Annotated in this window: 17 protein-coding genes; 6 read left to right on the top strand and 11 right to left on the bottom strand. The window is 43.2% G+C overall.

Annotation, left to right across the window (positions count from 1 at the left end):
• Positions 1-4175: VWA domain-containing protein (locus tag F0229_RS20955; RefSeq protein WP_171733624.1), on the top strand; the 4175-nt coding region annotated here is incomplete at its 5' end.
• A 52-nt stretch (positions 4176-4227) separates the two neighbouring features.
• Here F0229_RS20955 and F0229_RS20950 read toward each other — a convergent pair.
• Positions 4228-5421, bottom strand: coding sequence for a class I SAM-dependent methyltransferase (locus F0229_RS20950; RefSeq protein WP_171733623.1), 1194 nt, complete (start codon positions 5419-5421; stop codon positions 4228-4230).
• A 129-nt stretch (positions 5422-5550) separates the two neighbouring features.
• Positions 5551-6954, bottom strand: coding sequence for a methyl-accepting chemotaxis protein (locus tag F0229_RS20945; RefSeq protein WP_171733622.1), 1404 nt, complete (start codon positions 6952-6954; stop codon positions 5551-5553).
• Between the two features lie 88 nt (positions 6955-7042).
• Between F0229_RS20945 and yccX the strand changes: the two genes are divergently transcribed.
• Complete coding sequence (gene yccX / locus F0229_RS20940) at positions 7043-7330, top strand: acylphosphatase (protein ID WP_171733621.1); 288 nt, start codon at positions 7043-7045, stop codon at positions 7328-7330.
• 59 nt (positions 7331-7389) lie between these two features.
• On the opposite strand, the gene F0229_RS20935 is transcribed toward yccX, so the two are convergent.
• The 6 genes from F0229_RS20935 to F0229_RS20910 all read right to left on the bottom strand — a co-directional run bounded on the left by F0229_RS20935 (position 7390) and on the right by F0229_RS20910 (position 13019).
• On the bottom strand, positions 7390-7719 hold the full coding sequence (locus tag F0229_RS20935; RefSeq protein ID WP_017057205.1) for a TusE/DsrC/DsvC family sulfur relay protein: 330 nt from the start codon (positions 7717-7719) through the stop codon (positions 7390-7392).
• A gap of 160 nt (positions 7720-7879) precedes the next feature.
• Entirely contained in the window at positions 7880-8545 is a 666-nt protein-coding gene (locus F0229_RS20930; protein ID WP_017057206.1) for a Bax inhibitor-1/YccA family protein, read from the bottom strand.
• A gap of 282 nt (positions 8546-8827) precedes the next feature.
• Positions 8828-9592, bottom strand: a complete 765-nt coding sequence (locus tag F0229_RS20925) for an amino acid ABC transporter ATP-binding protein (protein ID WP_017059704.1) — start codon at positions 9590-9592, stop codon at positions 8828-8830.
• 22 nt (positions 9593-9614) lie between these two features.
• Positions 9615-10712, bottom strand: coding sequence for an amino acid ABC transporter permease (locus F0229_RS20920; protein WP_017059703.1), 1098 nt, complete (start codon positions 10710-10712; stop codon positions 9615-9617).
• 1 nt (position 10713) lies between these two features.
• Positions 10714-11919, bottom strand: a complete 1206-nt coding sequence (locus tag F0229_RS20915) for an amino acid ABC transporter permease (RefSeq protein WP_171733620.1) — start codon at positions 11917-11919, stop codon at positions 10714-10716.
• A gap of 71 nt (positions 11920-11990) precedes the next feature.
• Positions 11991-13019, bottom strand: a complete 1029-nt coding sequence (locus F0229_RS20910) for an amino acid ABC transporter substrate-binding protein (protein WP_017059701.1) — start codon at positions 13017-13019, stop codon at positions 11991-11993.
• 480 nt (positions 13020-13499) lie between these two features.
• On the opposite strand from F0229_RS20910, the gene F0229_RS20905 reads away from it, so the two are divergent.
• On the top strand, positions 13500-14441 hold the full coding sequence (locus F0229_RS20905; protein ID WP_017059700.1) for a bifunctional precorrin-2 dehydrogenase/sirohydrochlorin ferrochelatase: 942 nt from the start codon (positions 13500-13502) through the stop codon (positions 14439-14441).
• 185 nt (positions 14442-14626) lie between these two features.
• Here the strand turns inward: F0229_RS20905 and F0229_RS20900 are convergent, their stop codons facing one another.
• Positions 14627-15109 (bottom strand): YajQ family cyclic di-GMP-binding protein, encoded by a 483-nt coding sequence (locus F0229_RS20900; RefSeq protein ID WP_017063832.1) that lies wholly within the window; start codon positions 15107-15109, stop codon positions 14627-14629.
• A gap of 12 nt (positions 15110-15121) precedes the next feature.
• Positions 15122-16180 (bottom strand): 3-deoxy-7-phosphoheptulonate synthase, encoded by a 1059-nt coding sequence (locus F0229_RS20895; protein ID WP_017059698.1) that lies wholly within the window; start codon positions 16178-16180, stop codon positions 15122-15124.
• Between the two features lie 207 nt (positions 16181-16387).
• On the opposite strand from F0229_RS20895, the gene F0229_RS20890 reads away from it, so the two are divergent.
• The gene (locus F0229_RS20890) at positions 16388-17275 is read left to right on the top strand and encodes a putative PEP-binding protein (protein ID WP_017066315.1); all 888 of its coding nucleotides are present in this window, start codon (positions 16388-16390) and stop codon (positions 17273-17275) included.
• A 159-nt stretch (positions 17276-17434) separates the two neighbouring features.
• Complete coding sequence (locus tag F0229_RS20885; protein ID WP_017059696.1) at positions 17435-17920, top strand: PaaI family thioesterase; 486 nt, start codon at positions 17435-17437, stop codon at positions 17918-17920.
• Positions 17921-18028: 108 nt separating this feature from the next.
• On the opposite strand, the gene F0229_RS20880 is transcribed toward F0229_RS20885, so the two are convergent.
• Entirely contained in the window at positions 18029-19384 is a 1356-nt protein-coding gene (locus F0229_RS20880) for a hypothetical protein (RefSeq protein ID WP_017063834.1), read from the bottom strand.
• Between the two features lie 28 nt (positions 19385-19412).
• Between F0229_RS20880 and F0229_RS20875 the strand changes: the two genes are divergently transcribed.
• Positions 19413-20321 (top strand): S1 RNA-binding domain-containing protein, encoded by a 909-nt coding sequence (locus tag F0229_RS20875; RefSeq protein ID WP_171733619.1) that lies wholly within the window; start codon positions 19413-19415, stop codon positions 20319-20321.
• The last annotated feature ends 122 nt before the right edge of the window (positions 20322-20443 follow it).

The following is a 20443-nucleotide window of genomic DNA, read 5'->3' as shown; positions in this document are numbered from 1 at the left end:
CGACCTCAATCGTACTGACCGTAGAAACGACAGATGGTGTGAATGCCGATACAGCGGACATCACGCTGAACCTGACCAACGAGAACGACAACGCGCCGGAAATCACCGTGACAGCGCCAATCACAACTAATGAAGACACCTCAACCTTCATTGAATGGGATTCATTCGGAATTACCGATGTTGATTCACCTGATTCAGCTTTAGGTATTGAGATTACCGATTTACCAGATAACGGTCAGTTCGAGTATTTCGGTGATGATGGTCAGTGGCATGACATTTCGGTTGGTCAAGTTATTGACAAGGGCGAGTTTGATGCAAATAGAGTTAGATTTACTCCGGATGAAGATGAATCTGGGTACGATAGTCACTCAACTCCAGGTATCGGGGATCAACAACAAGATTATGCACAGATTGGTTTCAAACCAACGGATGGTGTAAACGTAGGCCAAGAGTCGACTATAGCGATAAATGTTACGCCAATTGCTGATGCGCCTAACTTGATTACTAACATAGACGGTATTGAACTACCGGATCAACAATTCAACGTAAATATGTGGAATAGTGTCTCTGTTGGTTCCCAATATGGGGTTGGTAATGGTGTGGACCCTGTTACCTTGATAAATGTCATCGATGGTTTGGATAGCAACAGTAGTTCTCCAAGTAATGTCAACGATGTGCGTGATGCTAGTCAAGGTGCGGGTCAAGCTACACTCATCACTGGCTTAATTTATTTAGAAGCAGGTAAATCTTATGATTTCGTTGGTAATGCGGATGATAGTTTAGCGATAAAAATTGGTGGCGAGCTTACAGATGATGCTCGATGGGGAGATAGTAGTGGGAGTATCCAAGGGATTGCATTTACACCGACTGTGTCAGGTTTCTATCCGATAGAGGTTTACCACCATAACCAGAGTGGCCCTGGTAATTTCGATGTCAATGTTTCTGTAGATGGCGCGAGTCCTGTCAACTTAGATAACACGAACTTTGGTGTAGTCAGTGATGTGTCTCAGCTTGATAATATTGACATAAGAACATCACAACTAATTAACGAAAATGGCGTTGAGTTCTATCAGGTCTATACAACGAATGAAGGTCCGCAAGACACCCGTATTCCACTGACGGAGCTGCAAGCAAATTTAAATGATACTGATGGTTCAGAAACTTTGGCTGTTAATGTAAGTGGTTTCCCTATCGGTTCTGAGTTAAGTGATGGAGTTAATTCTCACACATTCACTAGCACTAATGAGACGTTTGATATCAGTAGTTGGGAGATGACAAATCTAACTGTCTTACCGCCTTCGGGAAGTCACGACGATTTTACTATTGATGTGGAAGCGATCGCTAGTGAAAAGGATTCAACAAGTACTGCTACGACTACGACAAGTATTGATGTGGTTGTTCATGAATACAATGTTACAAACACGCAGCCAGACACCAGTACTGTAGATGAAGATACAAGCGTCTCTGGTAACGTTTTAACAAACGATACTGATGCAGATAACATATTATCACTGCAGTCAATTGAAGTAGGAGGAACCTCCTATAACGTTGGTGACACTATCACGCTAACTGGTGGTGAGTTGACGGTTGAGCAAGATGGTAGTTACGCGTTTGTACCATCTGATCATTGGTCAGGTAACGTTCCGACGGTGACTTACACTACAAATACTGGTGTGAGCGATACTCTCGATATTACCGTTAGTGCGGTTGCTGATGCTCCTCGCGTAACTATTGCGGTCGGAGAGCTGCAACAATCACAAGCTGTGCCTGAATTTGGTACTTCACCTAGTGATATTAGAGACCTTGTAAGTAGTGGTGAGACATCTATTGGGGGTGTTAACTTCGACCACGTTGATCAGTCTCCAGCTTTCAATAATGGCAATCAAGGCGATGACTTGATGATCGCACCGGACAATGCGGCGGCTCAGCAGTTTGTTGGCGATCAGCAAGCCGTTAACCTGAGTCAGCAGGGTAGCGATACGTTTGTTGGTACTAGTGGCAATGATTCGTTTTATGGTGGTAATGGGTCTCAGGATAGTAAAGTTGAAACGGATACAGTTATCTATCAAGGTAAATTGTCTGAATACGATCTTGATTTTAGAGGCCTGGAGCATAGCCAAGTACCTTATTGGTTAGTTAAAGATTCTCTTGAAAGAGATACATCTAGTGATAATTCACCTTCTACTGAAGATGGTGATCACTTATATGGTATTGAACGAATTATTTTCTCAGATGCTGTTGTTGAGATTGATAGTGAGACCGGAGAATATACAGTCCTACAAGACAGCGTAATACCGCTAGATATTTCAGCGGAACTCGTTGATAACGATGGTAGTGAATCGCTAGGTAATGAATTTACTCTTGAAGGCATCCCTCATGGTGTCGACTTGTACGTTGGTGGTCAGCTTATATCTCCAAACATCGACGGTTCGTATTCAATTGTTATACCTGTTTCTGGTGATGTTAGTGCAGAGCTTCGAATTCCTTATTCTTATGAAGGAGACCTTGATTTTGAGCTTTCTGTATCTGCATCATCTTCTGAATTGATTAATAATGATGAAGCAATAACTATCACGTCAGCAGATATAAGTTTCAGAAGCTATGATTTGGAATCTGGTTCCCACGGGGATGACAATATCAAAGGGACAGAGAACAACGATTTGATTGTTGGTGATGTTCAAGGGATTCAAATTGTTGCCGGTGAGGATTACAACATAGCGTTTATTCTCGATACGTCGGGTAGCATGGGAAGAGATGTCGAAACCGCAAAAGATGAACTGTTGGTTGTTTTTGACGCGATTTTTGCTAGTTCACAGGGGCAACATTCAGGGCAAGTTAATATTCTAATCACGGATTTTTCAAACAACTCAAATACGTCAGTATCTGTCGACTTGAGCAGTCAGAACCCAAGAGAACAGTTTGTCGCAGCACTTGACTCCATCACTGATGTTGGCGGAGGTGGTACCAATTACGAAGCTGGATTTCAATCTGCTGTTGAATGGTTCGCTGACCAAAACGGTGGGAACAACATTTCATATTTCATTTCTGACGGTGAGCCGACTTCCTTTACTGACAGTAGGTTAATGAAAAGTGAGTTCGATGAAATATTGATCGATTATGATTTGAGTTCGAACCAAGTTATAACACTGGCCGATTTGTTACCTACCGGATATACAAGTGGTGTTGTTAATTATAAAGGTAGTGTATTAATTGATGATAATGCCAAGTTATATTCACCATTAACAGGGGATAGAATTGGTGACTTAAGCATTAATGGTAATTCTTACGATTACTATGATAAGGGTGGCGTCAATAAACAAGGTCAACATATGTATCAATTGCTCGCATTGATGTCATCTGTTGATGCTATTGGGCTTAGTAATTCATTAGATGAAGATGTTCTCGAAGATTACGACTCTGATGGCCTAGTTGAAACGTCAATAGACGTAACGAAATTATCAGAGGTTATTCTTGGTAAAGAGGTTAGCTTGTTGCAAGGTGAAGACCAGATCGATGCCTTGGCTGGTGATGACATCATGTTCGGTGACTTAGTGCAATTTGACGGTATTTCAGGACAGGGCGTCGCAGCGATACAGAAGTACGTAGCTCAAGAAACTGGTGAGCAATTATCTTCTGTGTCAGCGCGAGATATACACAACTATATTTCAGATAACGTACAAGATTTTGACCAATCTCGAGTGAACGACAAGGACGATGTTTTATCGGGCGGCGAAGGCGACGATATTTTGTACGGTCAAGGTGGTGAAGATACGCTTATCGGTGGTCTTGGTGATGATATCTTAACTGGTGGTGATGGTGATGATCTGTTCAAGTGGGTCGACGAACCTTTCCAAGGTGATGTCGATACGATAACCGATTTTGCTCTAGGGGAAGACCATCTTGATATCTCTGAGTTGTTACCAAACGAAAGTTCAATGTTTGATCTTCTTGATCATATCACTATTGAAAAGGTTGATAATGGCGGCGGTGATAAAGACCTCGTGATTACCATTTCAGAAAACACAGATAATACAGGCCAAAGTCAAACGATTGTTCTCGACAACGTAGGTAATCAGTTCGACTCGGTAAATTCACAAGGTGATGGCTCTGTTGTTAATGGTGATTTGACCAACTTGGTGAGTCAGTTGTTCGTGAACTTACCTGACCAATACTAAAAAAGGGCCGAAAGGCCCTTTTTTATTAACTCGTTATCTAAAGCTTAACTGTCTACAGAACTTTACAAGCAAAGCCTTTTAGGTAGAAGCCTTCTGGGTAAGCAGTGTCAGTTAGATGGTCAGCTGCTTGCTCGAAGCGCTCGACGAACTTAACGGTTCTGCCTGCGTCTAATGCTGCATCAGCGATGATTTTTTGGAACAAATCAGCACCCATTAAGCCTGAGCAAGAATAGGTGAGTAGGGTGCCGCCTGGTTTCAGGATTTGCATTGCAAGCATGTTAACGTCTTTGTAGCCGTTAGCGCCTGAAGTTAGGTTGTTCTTGCTTGAAACAAACTTTGGTGGGTCCATGATCACTACGTCAAACTTAGTGCCTTGGTCACGGTACTCACGAAGCAGTTTGAAAACGTCAGCGTTAAGGAATACCGCGCGCTTTTTCGAGATATCAAACTCGTTAAGTTCAGCGTTGAATTTAGCCGTATCAAGAGCAAGTTGAGATACGTCAGCGTTGATAACACGCTTCGCGTCGCCTTTGAGTGCGTAAAGGCCAAAGCCACCTGTGTATGAGAAACAGTTAAGGACATCTTTGCCTTTAACGTACTTCATCGATTCTTTGCGGCTATCACGTTGGTCCATGTAGAAGCCCGTTTTGTGGCCTTCCATAATGTTCACGCTGATCTTAACGCCATTTTCTTCAATCACGATAGACTTCGGTGGTTCTTCACCGTGAAGAACGCCAACAACCTGTTCTAAGCCTTCTTTCTTACGAACTGCCACGTCTGAACGCTCGTAGATGTTACAGTCAGGGAAGCATTCAATTAACGCTTCAACCAACACGCTTTTGTTAAACTCAGCGCCAGCACTTAGCAGTTGGCAAACAAGGAAGTCTTGGTATTTGTCGATTGTGATGCCAGGCAGGCCATCAGACTCTGCAGCTGTTAGACGGTAACCCGTTAGGCCGTCACGTTCGATGATGTCTTCACGTAAAGACTGTGCATCTTGAATTCGTTTTACAAAGAACGCCTTGTTGATTTCTTCTTTTTCAAATGTCCAAACACGAGCTCGAATTTGAGATTCTGGTGAGTAAGCCGCTTTTGCAAGCCACTGACCATTTTGAGCATATACGTCTACAGTTTCACCTTGTTTTGGTTCGCCTTTGACCTTATCGATACCGCGAGAAAATACCCAAGGGTGTTTGCGGCGTAGTGATTTATCTCGGCCTTTAGCTAGATGAATTGAAGGAGTCATAATTTACTCTGTTTGTTGAATTTGAAGGAGGGGTATTGTCGGGGAAGTACAGGTGAAAAGCAAATAAGAAAGGGCTGCAGAAGCAGCCCTAGTAATGATTAATCAACACTTAGTGGTTGGATATCAGTATTAAGCTTTAAGACCTGTCAGCAAACCTTCCATCGTATCGCTTTGTTTACGAAGTTGGTCGACATTGGAATTACTCTTACTGATCATCTCGCAGATACTGTCTGATTGATGACGAATCTCTTCAACACTTTGTGCAATGTTGTCAGCGACTACGCCTTGTTCTTCAGCCGCGGTAGCAATTTGAGTGCTGCTATCTGAAATAGACTGGTTCTTTTCAGCTAATGAACCGATCTCAACGTTCACTTCCGACATCAGTGTTTGGCCTTCACCAGCATTGTTTACAGTTACTTCCATCAGTTTGGTCAATGACTGGCTGTTACGTTGTAATGACTCAATCATACTTTGGATTTCAACCGTTGCTTGTTGAGTACGACCAGCAAGGGCACGAACTTCATCGGCAACAACAGCGAATCCACGACCTTGCTCACCTGCACGTGCAGCCTCTATGGCAGCATTCAGTGCCAATAGGTTAGTCTGCTCTGAAATGCCATTGATGGTTGCGACCACTTCATCGATCTGCGCCGCGTTGGCATCAAGTTCTTCTACTGCTTGTGAAGCGGATTGGATCTCTTGAGATAGGTTAGAGATAGACTCCAGTGTATTTGAAACCTTGACTTGACCGCTCCGAGCAACGCCGCGAGCGTCCATCGTTTGTGAGCTAGACGCATGAGCAAGGGTAGCGACTTCGCGAATGGTAGCCGCCATTTGTTCCGTTGCACTTGCTAAGCTATTCAGGTGTTCTTGTTGGTTACCTGAGATGTCTGAACTTTGTTGTGTTGACTGGTTCAAGTCCGAGCTGATCTGCTGCATGAGAGCGACAGACTCTTGGATTGATAGAACCATGTTTTGTTCACGCTCCGCAACTTTATCGATTGTAATCGCGATTTCACTGAACTCGTCACGAACTAAGAAGTAGTTCATGCGGCAAGTTAAGTCGCCATTCGCAAGCGTGTTCAGAGCTTTGTTCATAGAGAACATCGCGCCGCCAATAAAGGTCATGATGTAGTAAACACCTAGTGCGATAAGCGTTAGGGTTACAGCGATGATAGAAACCTGAGTCGTCGATAGAGCAGACCAAAGGTTTTGGTCATGGTTACCAACTAGGCTGAACGCTCCATTCATCACTGAAACAGAACCAGCACCGTAGCCTAAAGAGATGGTTTCAGAGCTGCTGACAAGCTGAGCTACTTGATCTTTAGTGAGTTGACCCGCTTCGATAAGCCCTTTCATCAAGAGCATTTCTTCTTGATAAAGGTGAGCAAGTAAAGAGTCCGCGGCATTATCTAAAACGAGAGTCAATATAACCAGGGCGAGAAGTGGCAATAAGAAGAGTAGATAGAACTTTTCTTGGATTTTTAGGTGAATGAGATATTTGTCAATCCAACGAAATGGGATTTCTTTCATAATCGTTATACTCGAAGTAAGTCCACCAATAAGCGGTGAATGAATAGAAGCTCGACTATATCATTCATATAATTTATGAGGCAACGTTATGGAAAGTTCACAATATATTTTTGTCGTGTCAGGCGTAGTTCAATGTGTTGGGTTCCGTTACCACACCAGTAGGCAGGCGCAAGCTATGGGACTCTCAGGTTATGCGAAGAACTTAAATGATGGTCGAGTTGAAGTGTTAGCTGTCGGAGAGAGTCAGCAAATAGAGAAGTTACATGCTTGGCTCTATATTGGCCCTTCGAGCGCAACAGTAGACAACGTTGTGATGCATCAAGTTAAAGATAGTGAGCGCCAAGACGTACGCATAGGGGCGTTTAAAATACTGTAGTTGTAGCACTACAGTATTTTATATTGAACGTAACTTAATGACCTAAAGCGGGTTAGCTTTTACAAGCACTTTGCTGGTTTAGGTAAACCGGCGAGCTTGGTCGCTTGTTTTGCAGGGCCTTTTTTGAATAACTTGAAAAGGTACTTACTATTGCCTTTTTCTGGGCCGTGAGCTTTTTCCATTGCTTTAACGAGCATGCGAACCGCTGGTGAGGTGTTGAACTCTTCGTAAAAGCTCCTTACAAAATGTACGACTTCTAAGTGTGCATCTGTAAGTTCAATCGCCTCGTCTTGAGCAAGAATTTCAATCATGCCTTCTTCCCATTGCGTGTAATCCAATAGGTAGCCTTGAGCGTCGGTTTCGATTTGCTTGCCGTTATATTCAAACATGTTTAATCCAGAATCCAATTAACTATGCGGATAGGGTACATGACCAAGTTTGTCTTTCTCAACAGAAATTATAGCTATCCAATGAAATATCGTACTTATAGATACAAAAAAGCCCAAGAGGTAGGCTCTTGGGCTAGATATTCTTCAATGATGGGAACGATTAGTCGTCGCTGCCCATGATGCCTAGGATGCTTAGTAGGCTGATGAAGATGTTGTAGATCGATACGTACAAGCTGATCGTTGCAGAGATGTAGTTTGTTTCACCGCCACGAATGATGTTTTGCGTTGTAAGCAAGATAACACCAGTCGAGAACAGGATGAACATACCGCTCATTGCCAATGATAGTAGAGGCATTTGTAGGAAGATGTTTGCAACCATACCTACAAGTAGTACTACGAAACCAGCTAATAGCATGCCATTAAGGAACGACAGGTCACGCTTAGTTGTTAGTGCGTAAGCTGATGCGCCCATAAACGCCAGTGCTGTACCGCCAAGTGCAGTTAGGATGACATCACCCATGCCTGCGCCAACGTACATGTTTAAGATTGGACCGATGGTGTAGCCTAAGAAACCTGTAAATAGGAATGTGAAGACTAGACCCATGCTGTTGTCACGGTTCTTTTCTGTTAGGAAAAGTAGGCCGTAGAAGCCAACTAGCATGATAATAAGACCCGGGCGAGGAAGGTTCATCGCCATGGATACGCCTGCTACAACAGCAGACCAAAGTAGTGTCATAGACAGTAATGCGTAGGTGTTACGCAACACTTTATTGGTTTGCAGAGCACTTTCTTGAGATGCTGTGCGTGAAAACATAGGGCTGTTCATAATCTTCCTCGTAAGGTGACTTCAATAGTTATTAGTACATTTATGGGGGTGAAAGTTCGAAAAATCAAGTCTCTCATTCCTCTTGTATACGTAAAATAATAATCAAAATAGTCGGTTAAGTGTTTCTGAAGGTGTAACAAAGTATTTCTTAAAGTGCAGTTAAGGTTCGTTGTTCAATTTTAATCGCACTGAATCGCTGTTTATAATCTTGAAAAACTAATTATAACACTGAAAACAAAGAGGCGACCTAAGCCGCCTCTGTAGTTTATGCATCATAACACATTAGTGGTGTAAGATTTGGCTTAAGAAGTTCTGCGTTCTGTCTGATTGTGGGTTTTCAAAGAAATCGACAGGGTTGTTCTCTTCTATGATTTCACCGGCATCCATGAAGATAACGCGATCCGCGACCTCTTTAGCAAAGCCCATCTCGTGCGTTACACAAAGCATCGTCATGCCTTCTTCTGCAAGCTCAACCATTACGTCTAACACCTCACGAACCATTTCTGGATCGAGCGCCGACGTTGGCTCATCAAACAGCATCACTTGAGGGTTCATACACAAAGAGCGAGCGATAGCTACACGCTGCTGTTGACCACCTGAAAGCTGACCTGGGAACTTGTCCGCTTGCTCAGGGATTTTTACGCGCTCTAGGTACTTCATTGCAATCGCTTCGGCTTCTTCTTTTGGCATCTTTTTGACCCAGATTGGAGCCAGAGTACAGTTCTCTAATACCGTCAGATGTGGAAACAGATTGAAGTGTTGGAAACACATGCCGACATCTCTACGCACGGCTTCGATGTTCTTTAGGTCTTCCGTTAATTCATTACCTGAAACGAAGATATGACCTTTTTGGTGCTCTTCTAATCGGTTGATGCAGCGGATCATCGTTGATTTACCAGAGCCTGAAGGGCCACAGATAACGATTTTCTCGCCTTTTTTAACTTCTAAATTGATGTTCTTAAGTACGTGAAATTCACCGTACCACTTGTTCATGTCTTTCAACTCGATCATAAGACCTTGAGAGTTGTTTTCTGTCTGCTGCGTCATAATACGTCCTTGATCTTGTTAATTATCGTTTGTGACCGGTGTGAAGTCTGTTTTCTAGCCATATCGAATATCTCGACATGCCAAAACAAAACACCCAGAACACTAACGCGACAAATACATAACTTTCTGTTGAATACCCAAGCCATTCAGGGTCGGTATTCGCGGCTTGGCCAATTCCTAGTACATCAAACATACCAATAATCAAAACAAGACTGGTATCTTTAAACAAACCAATGAAGGTGTTCACAATTGAAGGAATCGTGATTTTAAGAGCTTGAGGTAGAATGATAAGCCCAGTCTTTTTCCAGTAGCTTAACCCCAGAGCATCAGCTGCTTCGTATTGGCCTTTTGGTATTGCTTGTAGACCACCTCGAATTACTTCGGCCATGTAGGCTGCACTGAATAGAACTACCCCTACAAGTGCTCGAATGAGCTTATCGGTTTCTGTCCCTTCTGATAAAAAGAGTGGCAGCATTACTGAAGCCATGAATAGAACTGTAATGAGCGGTACGCCACGCCAAATTTCGATGTATACGGTACACATACTGCGAATGATCGGCATCTCTGAGCGACGCCCAAGAGCAAGTGCAACACCAATAGGGAGTGACACTACAATACCAACAAGTGCGATGACCAGTGTAACCAATAGGCCGCCCCATTTATGGGTATCAACAACTTCTAACCCAAAGACGCCACCGTATAGCAAGCCGGCAATGATAAATGGGTAGATGTTGACGAAGAACAACCAAATCCACGTACGTTTAGGTGTTTTTTCATAAGCCAGTAAGGCTACAAAAATGGCCAACGTTGCGTAGAAGAGGCGAGGTCGCCACAGTTCAGCTTCTGGGTAGAAGCCATACATGAATTGGTCCCAACGAACGCTGATAAAAACCCAACAAGCGCCTTCGCTAGTACAGGCATCGCGTGTGGTTCCTATCCAGTCGGCACTGATGAATGCCCAATCCGCTATTGCCCATAATAGGGTGAAAGCAAAGTAAGCAAGAATCACAGTGACGACGCTGTTAATAGGTCCATTAAATAGATTTTTTCTTAACCAACCGACTGGCCCAACGGTATTCGCTGGAGGCGGAAGATCAGGTTGAAATTGATGTGTACTCATCTTATCTCTCCACCAACGCTACTTTGCGGTTGTATATGTTCATTAGAGCGGACGTTAATAGGCTCAAGGTTAGGTAGACGCCCATTGTCATCGCGATTACTTCGATAGCTTGTCCAGTTTGGTTAAGTGTTGTTCCTGCAAATACAGAGACAAGATCAGGATAACCAATGGCCATCGCAAGTGATGAGTTTTTGGTCAGGTTTAGATACTGACTGGTTAGTGGTGGGATAATGATTCTTAATGCTTGTGGAATAATGACAAGCTTTAGAGTTCTAGAACGTGGGATGCCTAGAGACATCGCAGCCTCAGTTTGCCCATGGTTTACCGCGTTAATACCTGAACGAACAATCTCAGCAATGAACGCTGCTGTATAGATACTTAAAGCGAGCATCAATGCAGCAAGCTCAGGGATTATCGTAACACCACCCTTGAAGTTAAACCCTTTCAACACAGGGTAATCTGCAGAGATAGGCATGCCCATAACAAAGTAAGTTATCAACGGTAAGCCTAAAATCAACGCAGCTGCAATTCGCAACATCGGTGTTTGTTGGCCGGTCAGTTTCTGTCTGTTCTTAGCCCAGATGTTGATAATAAACGTAGCGATAATACCGACAATCAATGATGCGATGACAATGCTACTGCCTTGCTCAAAGACTGGAGCAGGGAAGTACAACCCGCGTACGTTCAAGAAAATTGCTTCACCTAGACTCATACTTTGACGAGCAGAAGGCAAGGCTTGTAGAACGGCGAAATACCAGAAAAAGATTTGTAATAGCAGAGGGATATTTCGGAATATCTCAATGTAGACAGCTGCAAATCGGCTAACTAGCCAGTTTGAAGAGAGTCTAGCGATACCCATACTAAAGCCCAGCACTGTCGCTAGCATGATGCCGAGTACTGAAACCAAAGCGGTATTGAGAAGACCGATAAAGAATGTACGACCGTATGAGTAGGTCTCGTCGTATTCAATCAGTGTTAAGCCGATACCAAAACCAGCTTCTTGTGAGAGAAAATCAAAACCAGTGGTGATACCACGGGAATCTAAGTTTGTGAGTGCATTATTTACAATCGTGTAAAAGAAAGCACAAAGCGCCCCGACGGCGATAATTTGGAAAATGATGGAGCGAAAAGTGGGGTTGTAAAATAAGTTGGCACTTTTGGGATGTGGCTTTGCCTGAGCTGGAGAAATAGTTTCATTAGGTTTCATACTACTATAACCTCAAATCCATTTAATAAATAGGGCGGAAAACTCCGCCCTAATTGATGCTTGAAAATTTATTAACGGATTGGTGGAGCGTACATAAAGCCGCCCGCATTCCATAATGCATTTACACCACGAGAGATTTGAAGTGGAGAACCTGTACCAACAGTACGCTCAAAACTCTCACCGTAGTTACCAACTTGCTTAATTACTTGGTAACCCCAGTCGTCGCGAATGCCAAGGCCTTTACCTTTAGGACCGTCTACACCAAGAATACGTTTGATGTTTGGATCTTTTGACTTAAGCATTTCGTCTGCATTTTTAGAAGAGATGCCGTATTCTTCCGCGTTAATCATTGCTGAAAGTGTCCACTTAGCAACGTTAAACCATTGATCATCATCCTGACGAACAACAGGGCCTAGAGGCTCTTTAGAGATGATTTCAGGAAGTACTTCTGCAGATTTAGGATCAGCTAGGTTTAGGCGAAGTGCGTATAGACCAGATTGGTCAGTCGTTAGCACGTCACAACGACCTGCGTCGAAACCTTTCGATGTTTGTGCTGCCGTATCGAATACCACTGGCTTGTAAGACATGCCACTGTTACGGAAGTAATCGGCTAGGTTAAGTTCAGTTGTTGTACCTGATTGAACACATACAGAAGCGCCATCAAGCTCTTGAGCACTTGTTAGGCCAAGTTCTTTTTTAACCATGAAGCCTTGACCATCGTAGTAGTTAACGCCTACGAAGTTCAGACCTAGAGCAGTGTCACGATGTAATGTCCATGTTGTGTTACGAGATAGTACGTCGATTTCGCCAGATTGAAGCGCAGTAAAACGCTCTTTTGCTGTTAGAGGTACATACTTAACTTTAGTCTTGTCACCGAGTACAGCCGCTGCAAGAGCTTGACAATACTCAACATCAATTCCTTCCCATTCACCTTTTGAGTTAGGGTTAGAGAACCCTGGAAGACCGGTACTTACACCACAAGTTAGAAATCCTTGAGATGTGACTTTGTCCAGAGTGCTTTCTGCCGCTGATGCCGATGTTGCCATCATCGCAGTTGATGCAGCTACTACTGAAGCAAGAAGTGTTAGTTTATTTGTCATTTGTATCCTTCCTTGTTAACCAGGTGACACCTGATACTCGTGCTCGTTTGAGTTTCTCTTATGTGTTGCGTTTTCTATGACCTTGTTGTTCAAATTAAACGAGTTGCATTTTGCAAATGAAACTGTGTGCGATTTAAACAACTGTTTATAAGGTTAGGAAAGGATCCGTAGTTTCACAAATGTATAATTTAAAAAGAATTTTGAATGAAATCACAAATCCGAACACAATTAGAATGACCAAATGTTAAGTGAATGTAAATAGTGCAGCGGTTCACACTGTTGGTGCAACGAGATTTAGATTTTTATATTGATAATCGACTAGATAAATATTCTGAATCCACATCACAATGATGAAATATTAAACTTAAGAAATGTTGAAATTTGGTCAATAAATATTTTTATTACACTTCGATAGTTATGAATATGCTCCAAATTTGGTAGCATGGCTGAATAGTTATTGAAGTAGTCTCAAGGAAGAACATGCGTTATTTCCCAATGTTTTTGGATGTAGAAAATAAGCCAATCTTAGTGGTTGGTGGGGGTGAGGTTGCTTGCCGTAAAGTCGATAGCTTACTACGAGCGGGAGCGGATGTGACTTTGGTGTCTCCCAAGGTAGCGCCTTACTTAAAGCAGCTTGTGGACGAGAACAAGCTTCACTGGGTTCAAAACTTTTACTCGTCACAGATCATATCGAAAAATTACTTGCAGGTTTGGGCCACAACAGACAACCCAAGCTTGAATCACCAAGTGTATAATGATGCGAAAAAACTGGGCATTTTAGTCAATGTGGTTGACGATCTTCCTTACTGCGACTTCATCACACCTTCGATGATAAATCGCGGCAGAATCCAAATTGCCATCTCTAGTGGCGGGGCATCACCTGTTTTAGTAAGAAATATCAGAGAAAAACTCGAAACGGTATTGCCACAAAACATAGGTTTGATAGCAGACTTCGGTGCATCAAAACGCAATTCAATCAAAGAGTCATTCCCAACCGTCGACGAGCGTCGTAAATTTTGGGAGCGTTTCTTGTCATCCAGCTTTATCGAGCAGGTGAATGACAGAGAGCAGTTAGAGTCTTACTACCAGCAAGCGCTAACCGAAGGCATTGATAGCGAAGGGCAGGTCACTTGGATTGAATTCGAGCAAGATGTCGAGCTGCTGTCTATGAAGGCTTTACGTTTGATGCAGGAGGCAGAGCTCGTACTTTCACCGAGCGATTGTCCATTTGAATTTATCGACCTGTGCCGCCGAGATGCAGAAAGAGAGAGCTACGCCAACAGCGGAGAGCTATCAACAAAGCTTGAGCAAGCAAGAGCAGAGAAATTACGAGTGTGTGTGTTTATTCCACCAGCAAGCGTAGAGTTTAATCTGTTGGTCGGCAAAGATCTAAAATTGTCAGCAGCCCAAGTACTCAGTTGAGGTAATTGCTTCTAGTTGAAATGAGAGCTTTCTGGTTGTTTGAAATCGGCTAGAGGCTCGGAATAAAACTAAAGCTGGACCAGATAAATAAAAAGCCACTTCGAGAAGTGGCTTTTTGCTATTTCAAACACGACATTGTGCTGATGAATGAGCAACCCAAATAGGCGGTCGCTCAAACTCAATAATTAGTCGCGGAAGTTGTCAAACTGGAAAGGTTGACCAAGTTCACCGCCGCGAACTAGAGCCATAACAGCTTGTAGGTCATCACGCTTCTTACCAGTAACACGAACTTTGTCGCCTTGGATAGAAGCTTGAACTTTAACTTTGTTGTCTTTGATTAGCTTAACGATCTTCTTAGCGACATCAGTTTCAATGCCTTGCTTAAAGATAACCGTTTGGTGCCAAGTGCGACCTGTTTGGTCTGCCGCTTTCGCTTCCATCGCGTTAGGATCAACATTACGCTTCGTTAGGTTGCTGCGAAGGATATCGCGCATTTGCTTCAGTTGAAAATCGTCTTGAGCAGTCAATTTTACTGATTCATCTTTGTAATCAAAGCTTGCGTCAACGCCGCGGAAATCGAAACGAGTCGATAGTTCACGGTTTGCGTTGTCTACTGCGTTACGCAGTTCTACTGCTTCTACTTCAGAGATAATGTCAAATGATGGCATTGTGTTGTTTCCTTAAGCTAAGTTTCTATCTTTAATTGCTGTTGCAAGCATGTCTAGCATTGTTGCAGTATCTTCCCAGCTTAGGCATGGGTCAGTAATCGACTTGCCATATTCTAGGTTGTTAATGTCTGTCATTGGCTGGTTGCCTTCAATAATGAAGCTCTCTGCCATAATGCCTGCAATTTGGTTCTTGTTAGATTTAATTTGCTCACAAATGTCTTGTGCAACTTCTAACTGCTTACGGTGTTGCTTCTGACAGTTAGCGTGGCTAAAGTCTACAACCAAACGTTGAGGTAGATCGAATTCAGCCAGTTGCTTACATGCAGTATCTACAGATTCAGCGTCGAAGTTAGGGCCTTTATCGCCACCACGTAGAATAACGTGACCGTATGGGTTGCCAGAAGTACGGTAAACCGTCATGCGGCCGTTCTTATCTGGAGAGTAGAAGTAGTGTGAAGCATGTGCTGCACGAATTGCATCGATAGCAATCTTGATGTTGCCGTTGGTCGCGTTCTTGAAGCCAACAGGGCAAGACAGTGCAGAAGCCATTTCACGGTGAATCTGAGATTCAGTTGTACGAGCGCCAATCGCACCCCAAGTGATAAGGTCTGCAATGTACTGACCTGTGATCATATCAAGGAATTCAGTCGCGGTAGCTAGGCCAAGCTTGTTGATATCTAGCAGAAGCTTACGAGCTTTGTTCAAGCCTGTTTCAAGTGCGTATGAACCATCAAGGTTAGGATCTGTAATCAAACCCTTCCAACCTACAACAGTACGAGGCTTCTCGAAGTAGGTTCTCATTACAACGAACAGTTCATCTTTGTACTGGTCTTGAATTTTGCTTAGGCGCTCAGCGTAATCAAGTGCCGCATCTGTATCGTGAACAGAGCAAGGGCCTACGATAACTAATAGGCGGTTATCACGACCAGTTAGGATATCTTCGATTTGGCGGCGAGAATTTTTAATGCGCTCAGCAACGTCGTCAGTAATAGGGTGTGCATTGCCTAGTTCGGCAGGAGTTGGCATAGGACCCAGAGCTTGGGTTCTCAACTCATCAGTTTTTAATGGCATGTGATAGCTTTTTTATTCTATTGCGAAGTGGTTAAGATAACGGAATTGAACAGAGGAATAAACTCTATTGAGTCAAAGTTATCTCAGTTATTGCTAATATTCTTATTTTTATCAGCAGGCCAGCGTCAAATAAGGGATTTTCACTTGTATTAACAGGCAGCTATCGGTATTTTCGTTTGAACACAACATAAAAATGCTGGAGCAGCAATGACTCAAGAAAATCAAAGCACTTTGCACCCAGAACTCGTCTTAGGTGATGTGCTGCCTTCTTACAACGATAATAATAATTCTAACCACTTATACGTTTCATTATCAGAATTAGTGATGGATCGTGTCTTCTACCACCCAAGTATCGAGAGTCACTTAGATACTTTGACTGATATTGAAAAAACGTCTTTAGAAGCGATCCTTGGCGATAAAACAGTCGATGAGCATTTTGTTTCGACCTTAGTGATTGCCATTCAAGCTGCCGTTCAGCCAAATCACACTTCTGTTCGTATCGCATTAAGCAGTGCAGACAGCTATGGATTCCGTTCGCTGCTTGGCGGCAACTGTGAAGCAGAAGAGATTAACCCTGCACTAGGTGTTCGTGGCGTTGCTCGTTACGCGACACCAGAATACAGCAAGGCTTTCGCTTTAGAATGTCAGGTTATTAAGGCATTACGTGAGCAGGGCATCAACGTTGAAGTAGTTGTGCCTTACGTTCGTGCGTTAAGCGATGCCGCTAAGATTATTGACCTGCTTGCCGAGCAAGGGCTACCACGCGGCCTTAACGGTTTGAAAGTACTGTTCTCGTGCGATGTGCCGTCTGCAGTGCTACTGAGCGAACGTTTACTGCATTACTTCGATGGTGTAGTGGTAAACGTTGATAGCTTAGCGTCTTTCACTTTAGGCGTAGACAAACACAATGAAGCTCAGCAGCACGCTTTTGATCCACAAAACGAAGCGGTTATTACCTTGTTGGATATGATTGTTAAAGCAACCCTGAACGCGAAGAAGCCAGTGCTGCTAGTAACTCAAGGCTTAGTGGATTACCCACGTCTACAAGGTTACATAGCTGATCTTGAATGCGTAGAAACGGTCGTGACTGCGTAAATCGATTAGCTTGCCTGATAAGCCGACTTAAGGCGCTAATGCTTTGAGAATGAAAGAGATATCATTGTGCGATGATATCTCTTTTTTGTAACATTTTTTTGACATTCTTATCGCTAGTCGATTAACTGGTCTGATGACTAACTTGGCTAGGTAATTCGAATGTTGACCCCTCTACAAAAAGCAAATTTCTACTTAAGCATGTTTGGCTTTTTCAAAGTCCCACTTATCTGGTTGTGCCGACCAAAACTACTCGCGTTGGACAACCAACATGTTGAAGTGAAAATCCCGCTTAGAAGGCGTACTAAGAATCACCTTAACAGTATGTACTTTGGCGTTTTGGCTGTAGGTGCGGATGTCGCGGGTGGGTTTCTTGCGATGAGCAAATCTCAGCAGCAAGGTGAAAAGATCTCGTTGGCTTTTAAAGAGGTGACGGGTAACTTTTTGAAGCGCCCTGAAGGTGATGTGCATTTCACTTGTAACGACGGTGAGCTGATCAACACTATGCTGGCAGAAACCATGTCGACCGGAGAACGGGTCAATCAACCCGTAACCATTATCGCGACTTGCCCATCTTTACATGGTGACGAGCCGATGGCGGAGTTCACGCTTACGCTTTCAATTAAGAAAGTCCCTTCAAGAAAATAGCGATTAAATAATAGATTTTGGTTTAGAAGTCATGGGTAACGTTGAAGAGATAAAACAACGGTATGTGAATGGTTTCCACATACCGTTATAGAGAACTTTATAACGGCTCTATGACTCTTGAGTGATCTGCTCAATATCAACTATTTTTGAACGGTTCATAACGATCTTCCAACGGTAGTAGGTTGGTTCGTTATCATGGTTGTTCTCTTTAATGATCAGGTTGAGAAGATGACGCTTTTCTACTGATTCGCGGCTCACTTGTCCTTCATTCAAGCGGTAGATCTTGTTTGAGCCTTTATCCATCAACCGTGTCAGCGCTCTTAGGCTGATCGATAACGTTTCACGAGTCTCCTCATAACCACTCATAAAGGTCGATGTCGACATCTCAGTATGAGAGCGGTAATGCAAGATTTGCTCTTCACGTTGTACCACACGCTTTTTACGGATCGACTGAATGCGATCTGCAAGCTTAGAAAAATTTGCGTAGTCCAACCATTCCAGTTTATGGCCTACTGACTTGTTGGTCGTTGGATCATAGTAACGACGCTTCCATTTTGGCTTGCCTTTACGCAGCCAGCGCCAAAGGATGTCTCTCAAGTCATCTTTAAAGATCTCACGCAGTGCGTAAATGAAAGACATTGCCACGATGAAAGAGGCGGTAATCTCACCAAGAAAGTCACGAGCCAAGATCACAGTAGTGGTCACGACAACCATCACCAAACCGGTCGCGATGCCTTTCACGGCACGCTTAACGTTCTTACCCATCGACGTTGTCTTTTCTTTAAGCACGATAGGGTGTTCAATCAAACGACGCAGCAAACGCATCTTGTTACTCAAGCGGGTAACGTCCTCTCGAACTCTTGCTGAGTTGTAGCGGTTCAGTTTACGGTGCGCGGTCTCTTTATCACAAAGCGTTAAGAGTCGTTCTTTAATCGTTGAATACTCACTACCTCGTGGCATGTGTGAAACTAGCGATAGGAACTTTTGCTCGGTATACCAAGATAGGTAGTTATCGATATTAGCGTAGTAGCGCTTGAGATTTTCTTCGTAAGGGATGCTTCGGCGTAGCTTCTTCAAGATATCTAAAGCCAATTCAATGACTTCATCTACTTCATCAGCCGTTACGTCGTCACTATCAGTTTTATTTAAGCTGCTGACTGCTTTATCTAACGCGATAACATATTGGTAGGCAAACAGACTCAAACTGACACGATACTGTGTTGTAGATAAGCGTCCACGTTTTGCCAAGCGACTGTGTACCAAAGGTAAAAGTGTTTTGTCACTATAGTAGGCACGTTTTTGAGTGATTGAGCTGTAGAAAAAGGCACTTTCAGAAAGCACTTCAGGAGTCAGTCCAAGTTCACCGGGAATGAATAGATAAACGTCCATGTCGAGCTTTTTGGTCTTAGCCATGGCATGGTTAATTTTAAGTGTTATCGCATCTTGTTTATCAACGGTGATCAACGATGTCTCCTAGAATGTAAAAATATGAATGAAACTAGCGAAAGCATATCAGAGATCACGTATAATCTCCGCCAAATTTAAAGTAGAGACAACCTTGATGATTAATATTGGTCAAATAAACAACTTAGAAGTAGTAAAACAAGCAGACTTCGGTGTATTCCTTGACGCGAGCGACTATGGAACCGTGTTGCTGCCGAAACGATTTACTCCTGAAGGTGTTGAAATTGGTCAAAAGCTAGATGTTTTCTTATACATAGATTCTGACAACCAGATCGCTGCAACCACTGAAAAACCGATCGCTCAAGTAGGCCAGTTTGGTTTAATGACGGTTGAAGGTGTTAACAGCACTGGTGCATTCATGAGCTGGGGCGTGAAAGGTAAAGACCTTCTTGTTCCTTTCAGCGAGCAGCGCGGCCGTTTAAACGAAGGTCAGTCAATCTTAGTATATGTCTACATTGATAAAGCATCGAGCCGTATTGTTGGTACCACGAAGTTCAACAAATGGTTAGACAAAACGCCAGCGACTTATAAGCAAAATGAACAAGTCGATCTAATTATCGCTGAGCGCAGCCAATTGGGTTACAAAGCGATTGTGAACGGTGAACACTGGGGCATGATTTTCCCGTCAGACATCATCGGCAAGCTATTCATTGGTAAAACGCTAAAAGGCTACATTAAAAACGTTCGTGAAGAAGACGGTAAGATTGATCTGTCTCTTCAGAAAATTGGCGTCGCTAAGATGGATGACCTAAGCACTAAGGTTCTTGACCTGCTTGAGAAGAAAGGCGGTTACCTGCCTTTGAATGATAAGTCTTCACCCGAGGTTATTTTCTCTGCATTCAGAACCAGCAAAGGTACGTTCAAGAAGACGATTGGTGGTTTGTACAAATCTGGCAAGATCACGATCGACAAAGAAGGCATCAGCTTAGTTAAATAAGCGATCCTCTTGGTCAAAAAAAAGGTTCATCGCGGATTAGCGGGAACTAAAAACAAAAACGGTAGTAAGTGATATGGTTTAGTCGCCAAACAAAAATCATACACAAACTACCGTTTTCATGC

Source organism: Vibrio sp. AIC-3 (assembly GCF_013114515.1).
Taxonomy (GTDB): domain Bacteria; phylum Pseudomonadota; class Gammaproteobacteria; order Enterobacterales; family Vibrionaceae; genus Vibrio; species Vibrio crassostreae_C.
The sequence above is the reverse complement of the archived record's forward strand: the minus strand, read 5'-3'. Positions and strand labels throughout refer to the sequence as shown.

Bases quoted from the DNA above. Each gene is read 5' to 3' on its own strand.
- F0229_RS20950 (WP_171733623.1), bottom strand. From the start codon at position 5,421: ATGACTCCTTCAATTCATCTAGCTAAAGGCCGAGATAAATCACTACGC.
- F0229_RS20945 (WP_171733622.1), bottom strand. From the start codon at position 6,954: ATGAAAGAAATCCCATTTCGTTGGATTGACAAATATCTCATTCACCTA.
- yccX (WP_171733621.1), top strand. From the start codon at position 7,043: ATGGAAAGTTCACAATATATTTTTGTCGTGTCAGGCGTAGTTCAATGT.
- F0229_RS20935 (WP_017057205.1), bottom strand. From the start codon at position 7,719: ATGTTTGAATATAACGGCAAGCAAATCGAAACCGACGCTCAAGGCTAC.
- F0229_RS20930 (WP_017057206.1), bottom strand. From the start codon at position 8,545: ATGAACAGCCCTATGTTTTCACGCACAGCATCTCAAGAAAGTGCTCTG.
- F0229_RS20925 (WP_017059704.1), bottom strand. From the start codon at position 9,592: ATGACGCAGCAGACAGAAAACAACTCTCAAGGTCTTATGATCGAGTTG.
- F0229_RS20920 (WP_017059703.1), bottom strand. From the start codon at position 10,712: ATGAGTACACATCAATTTCAACCTGATCTTCCGCCTCCAGCGAATACC.
- F0229_RS20915 (WP_171733620.1), bottom strand. From the start codon at position 11,919: ATGAAACCTAATGAAACTATTTCTCCAGCTCAGGCAAAGCCACATCCC.
- F0229_RS20910 (WP_017059701.1), bottom strand. From the start codon at position 13,019: ATGACAAATAAACTAACACTTCTTGCTTCAGTAGTAGCTGCATCAACT.
- F0229_RS20905 (WP_017059700.1), top strand. From the start codon at position 13,500: ATGCGTTATTTCCCAATGTTTTTGGATGTAGAAAATAAGCCAATCTTA.
- F0229_RS20900 (WP_017063832.1), bottom strand. From the start codon at position 15,109: ATGCCATCATTTGACATTATCTCTGAAGTAGAAGCAGTAGAACTGCGT.
- F0229_RS20895 (WP_017059698.1), bottom strand. From the start codon at position 16,180: ATGCCATTAAAAACTGATGAGTTGAGAACCCAAGCTCTGGGTCCTATG.
- F0229_RS20890 (WP_017066315.1), top strand. From the start codon at position 16,388: ATGACTCAAGAAAATCAAAGCACTTTGCACCCAGAACTCGTCTTAGGT.
- F0229_RS20885 (WP_017059696.1), top strand. From the start codon at position 17,435: ATGTTGACCCCTCTACAAAAAGCAAATTTCTACTTAAGCATGTTTGGC.
- F0229_RS20875 (WP_171733619.1), top strand. From the start codon at position 19,413: ATGAAACTAGCGAAAGCATATCAGAGATCACGTATAATCTCCGCCAAA.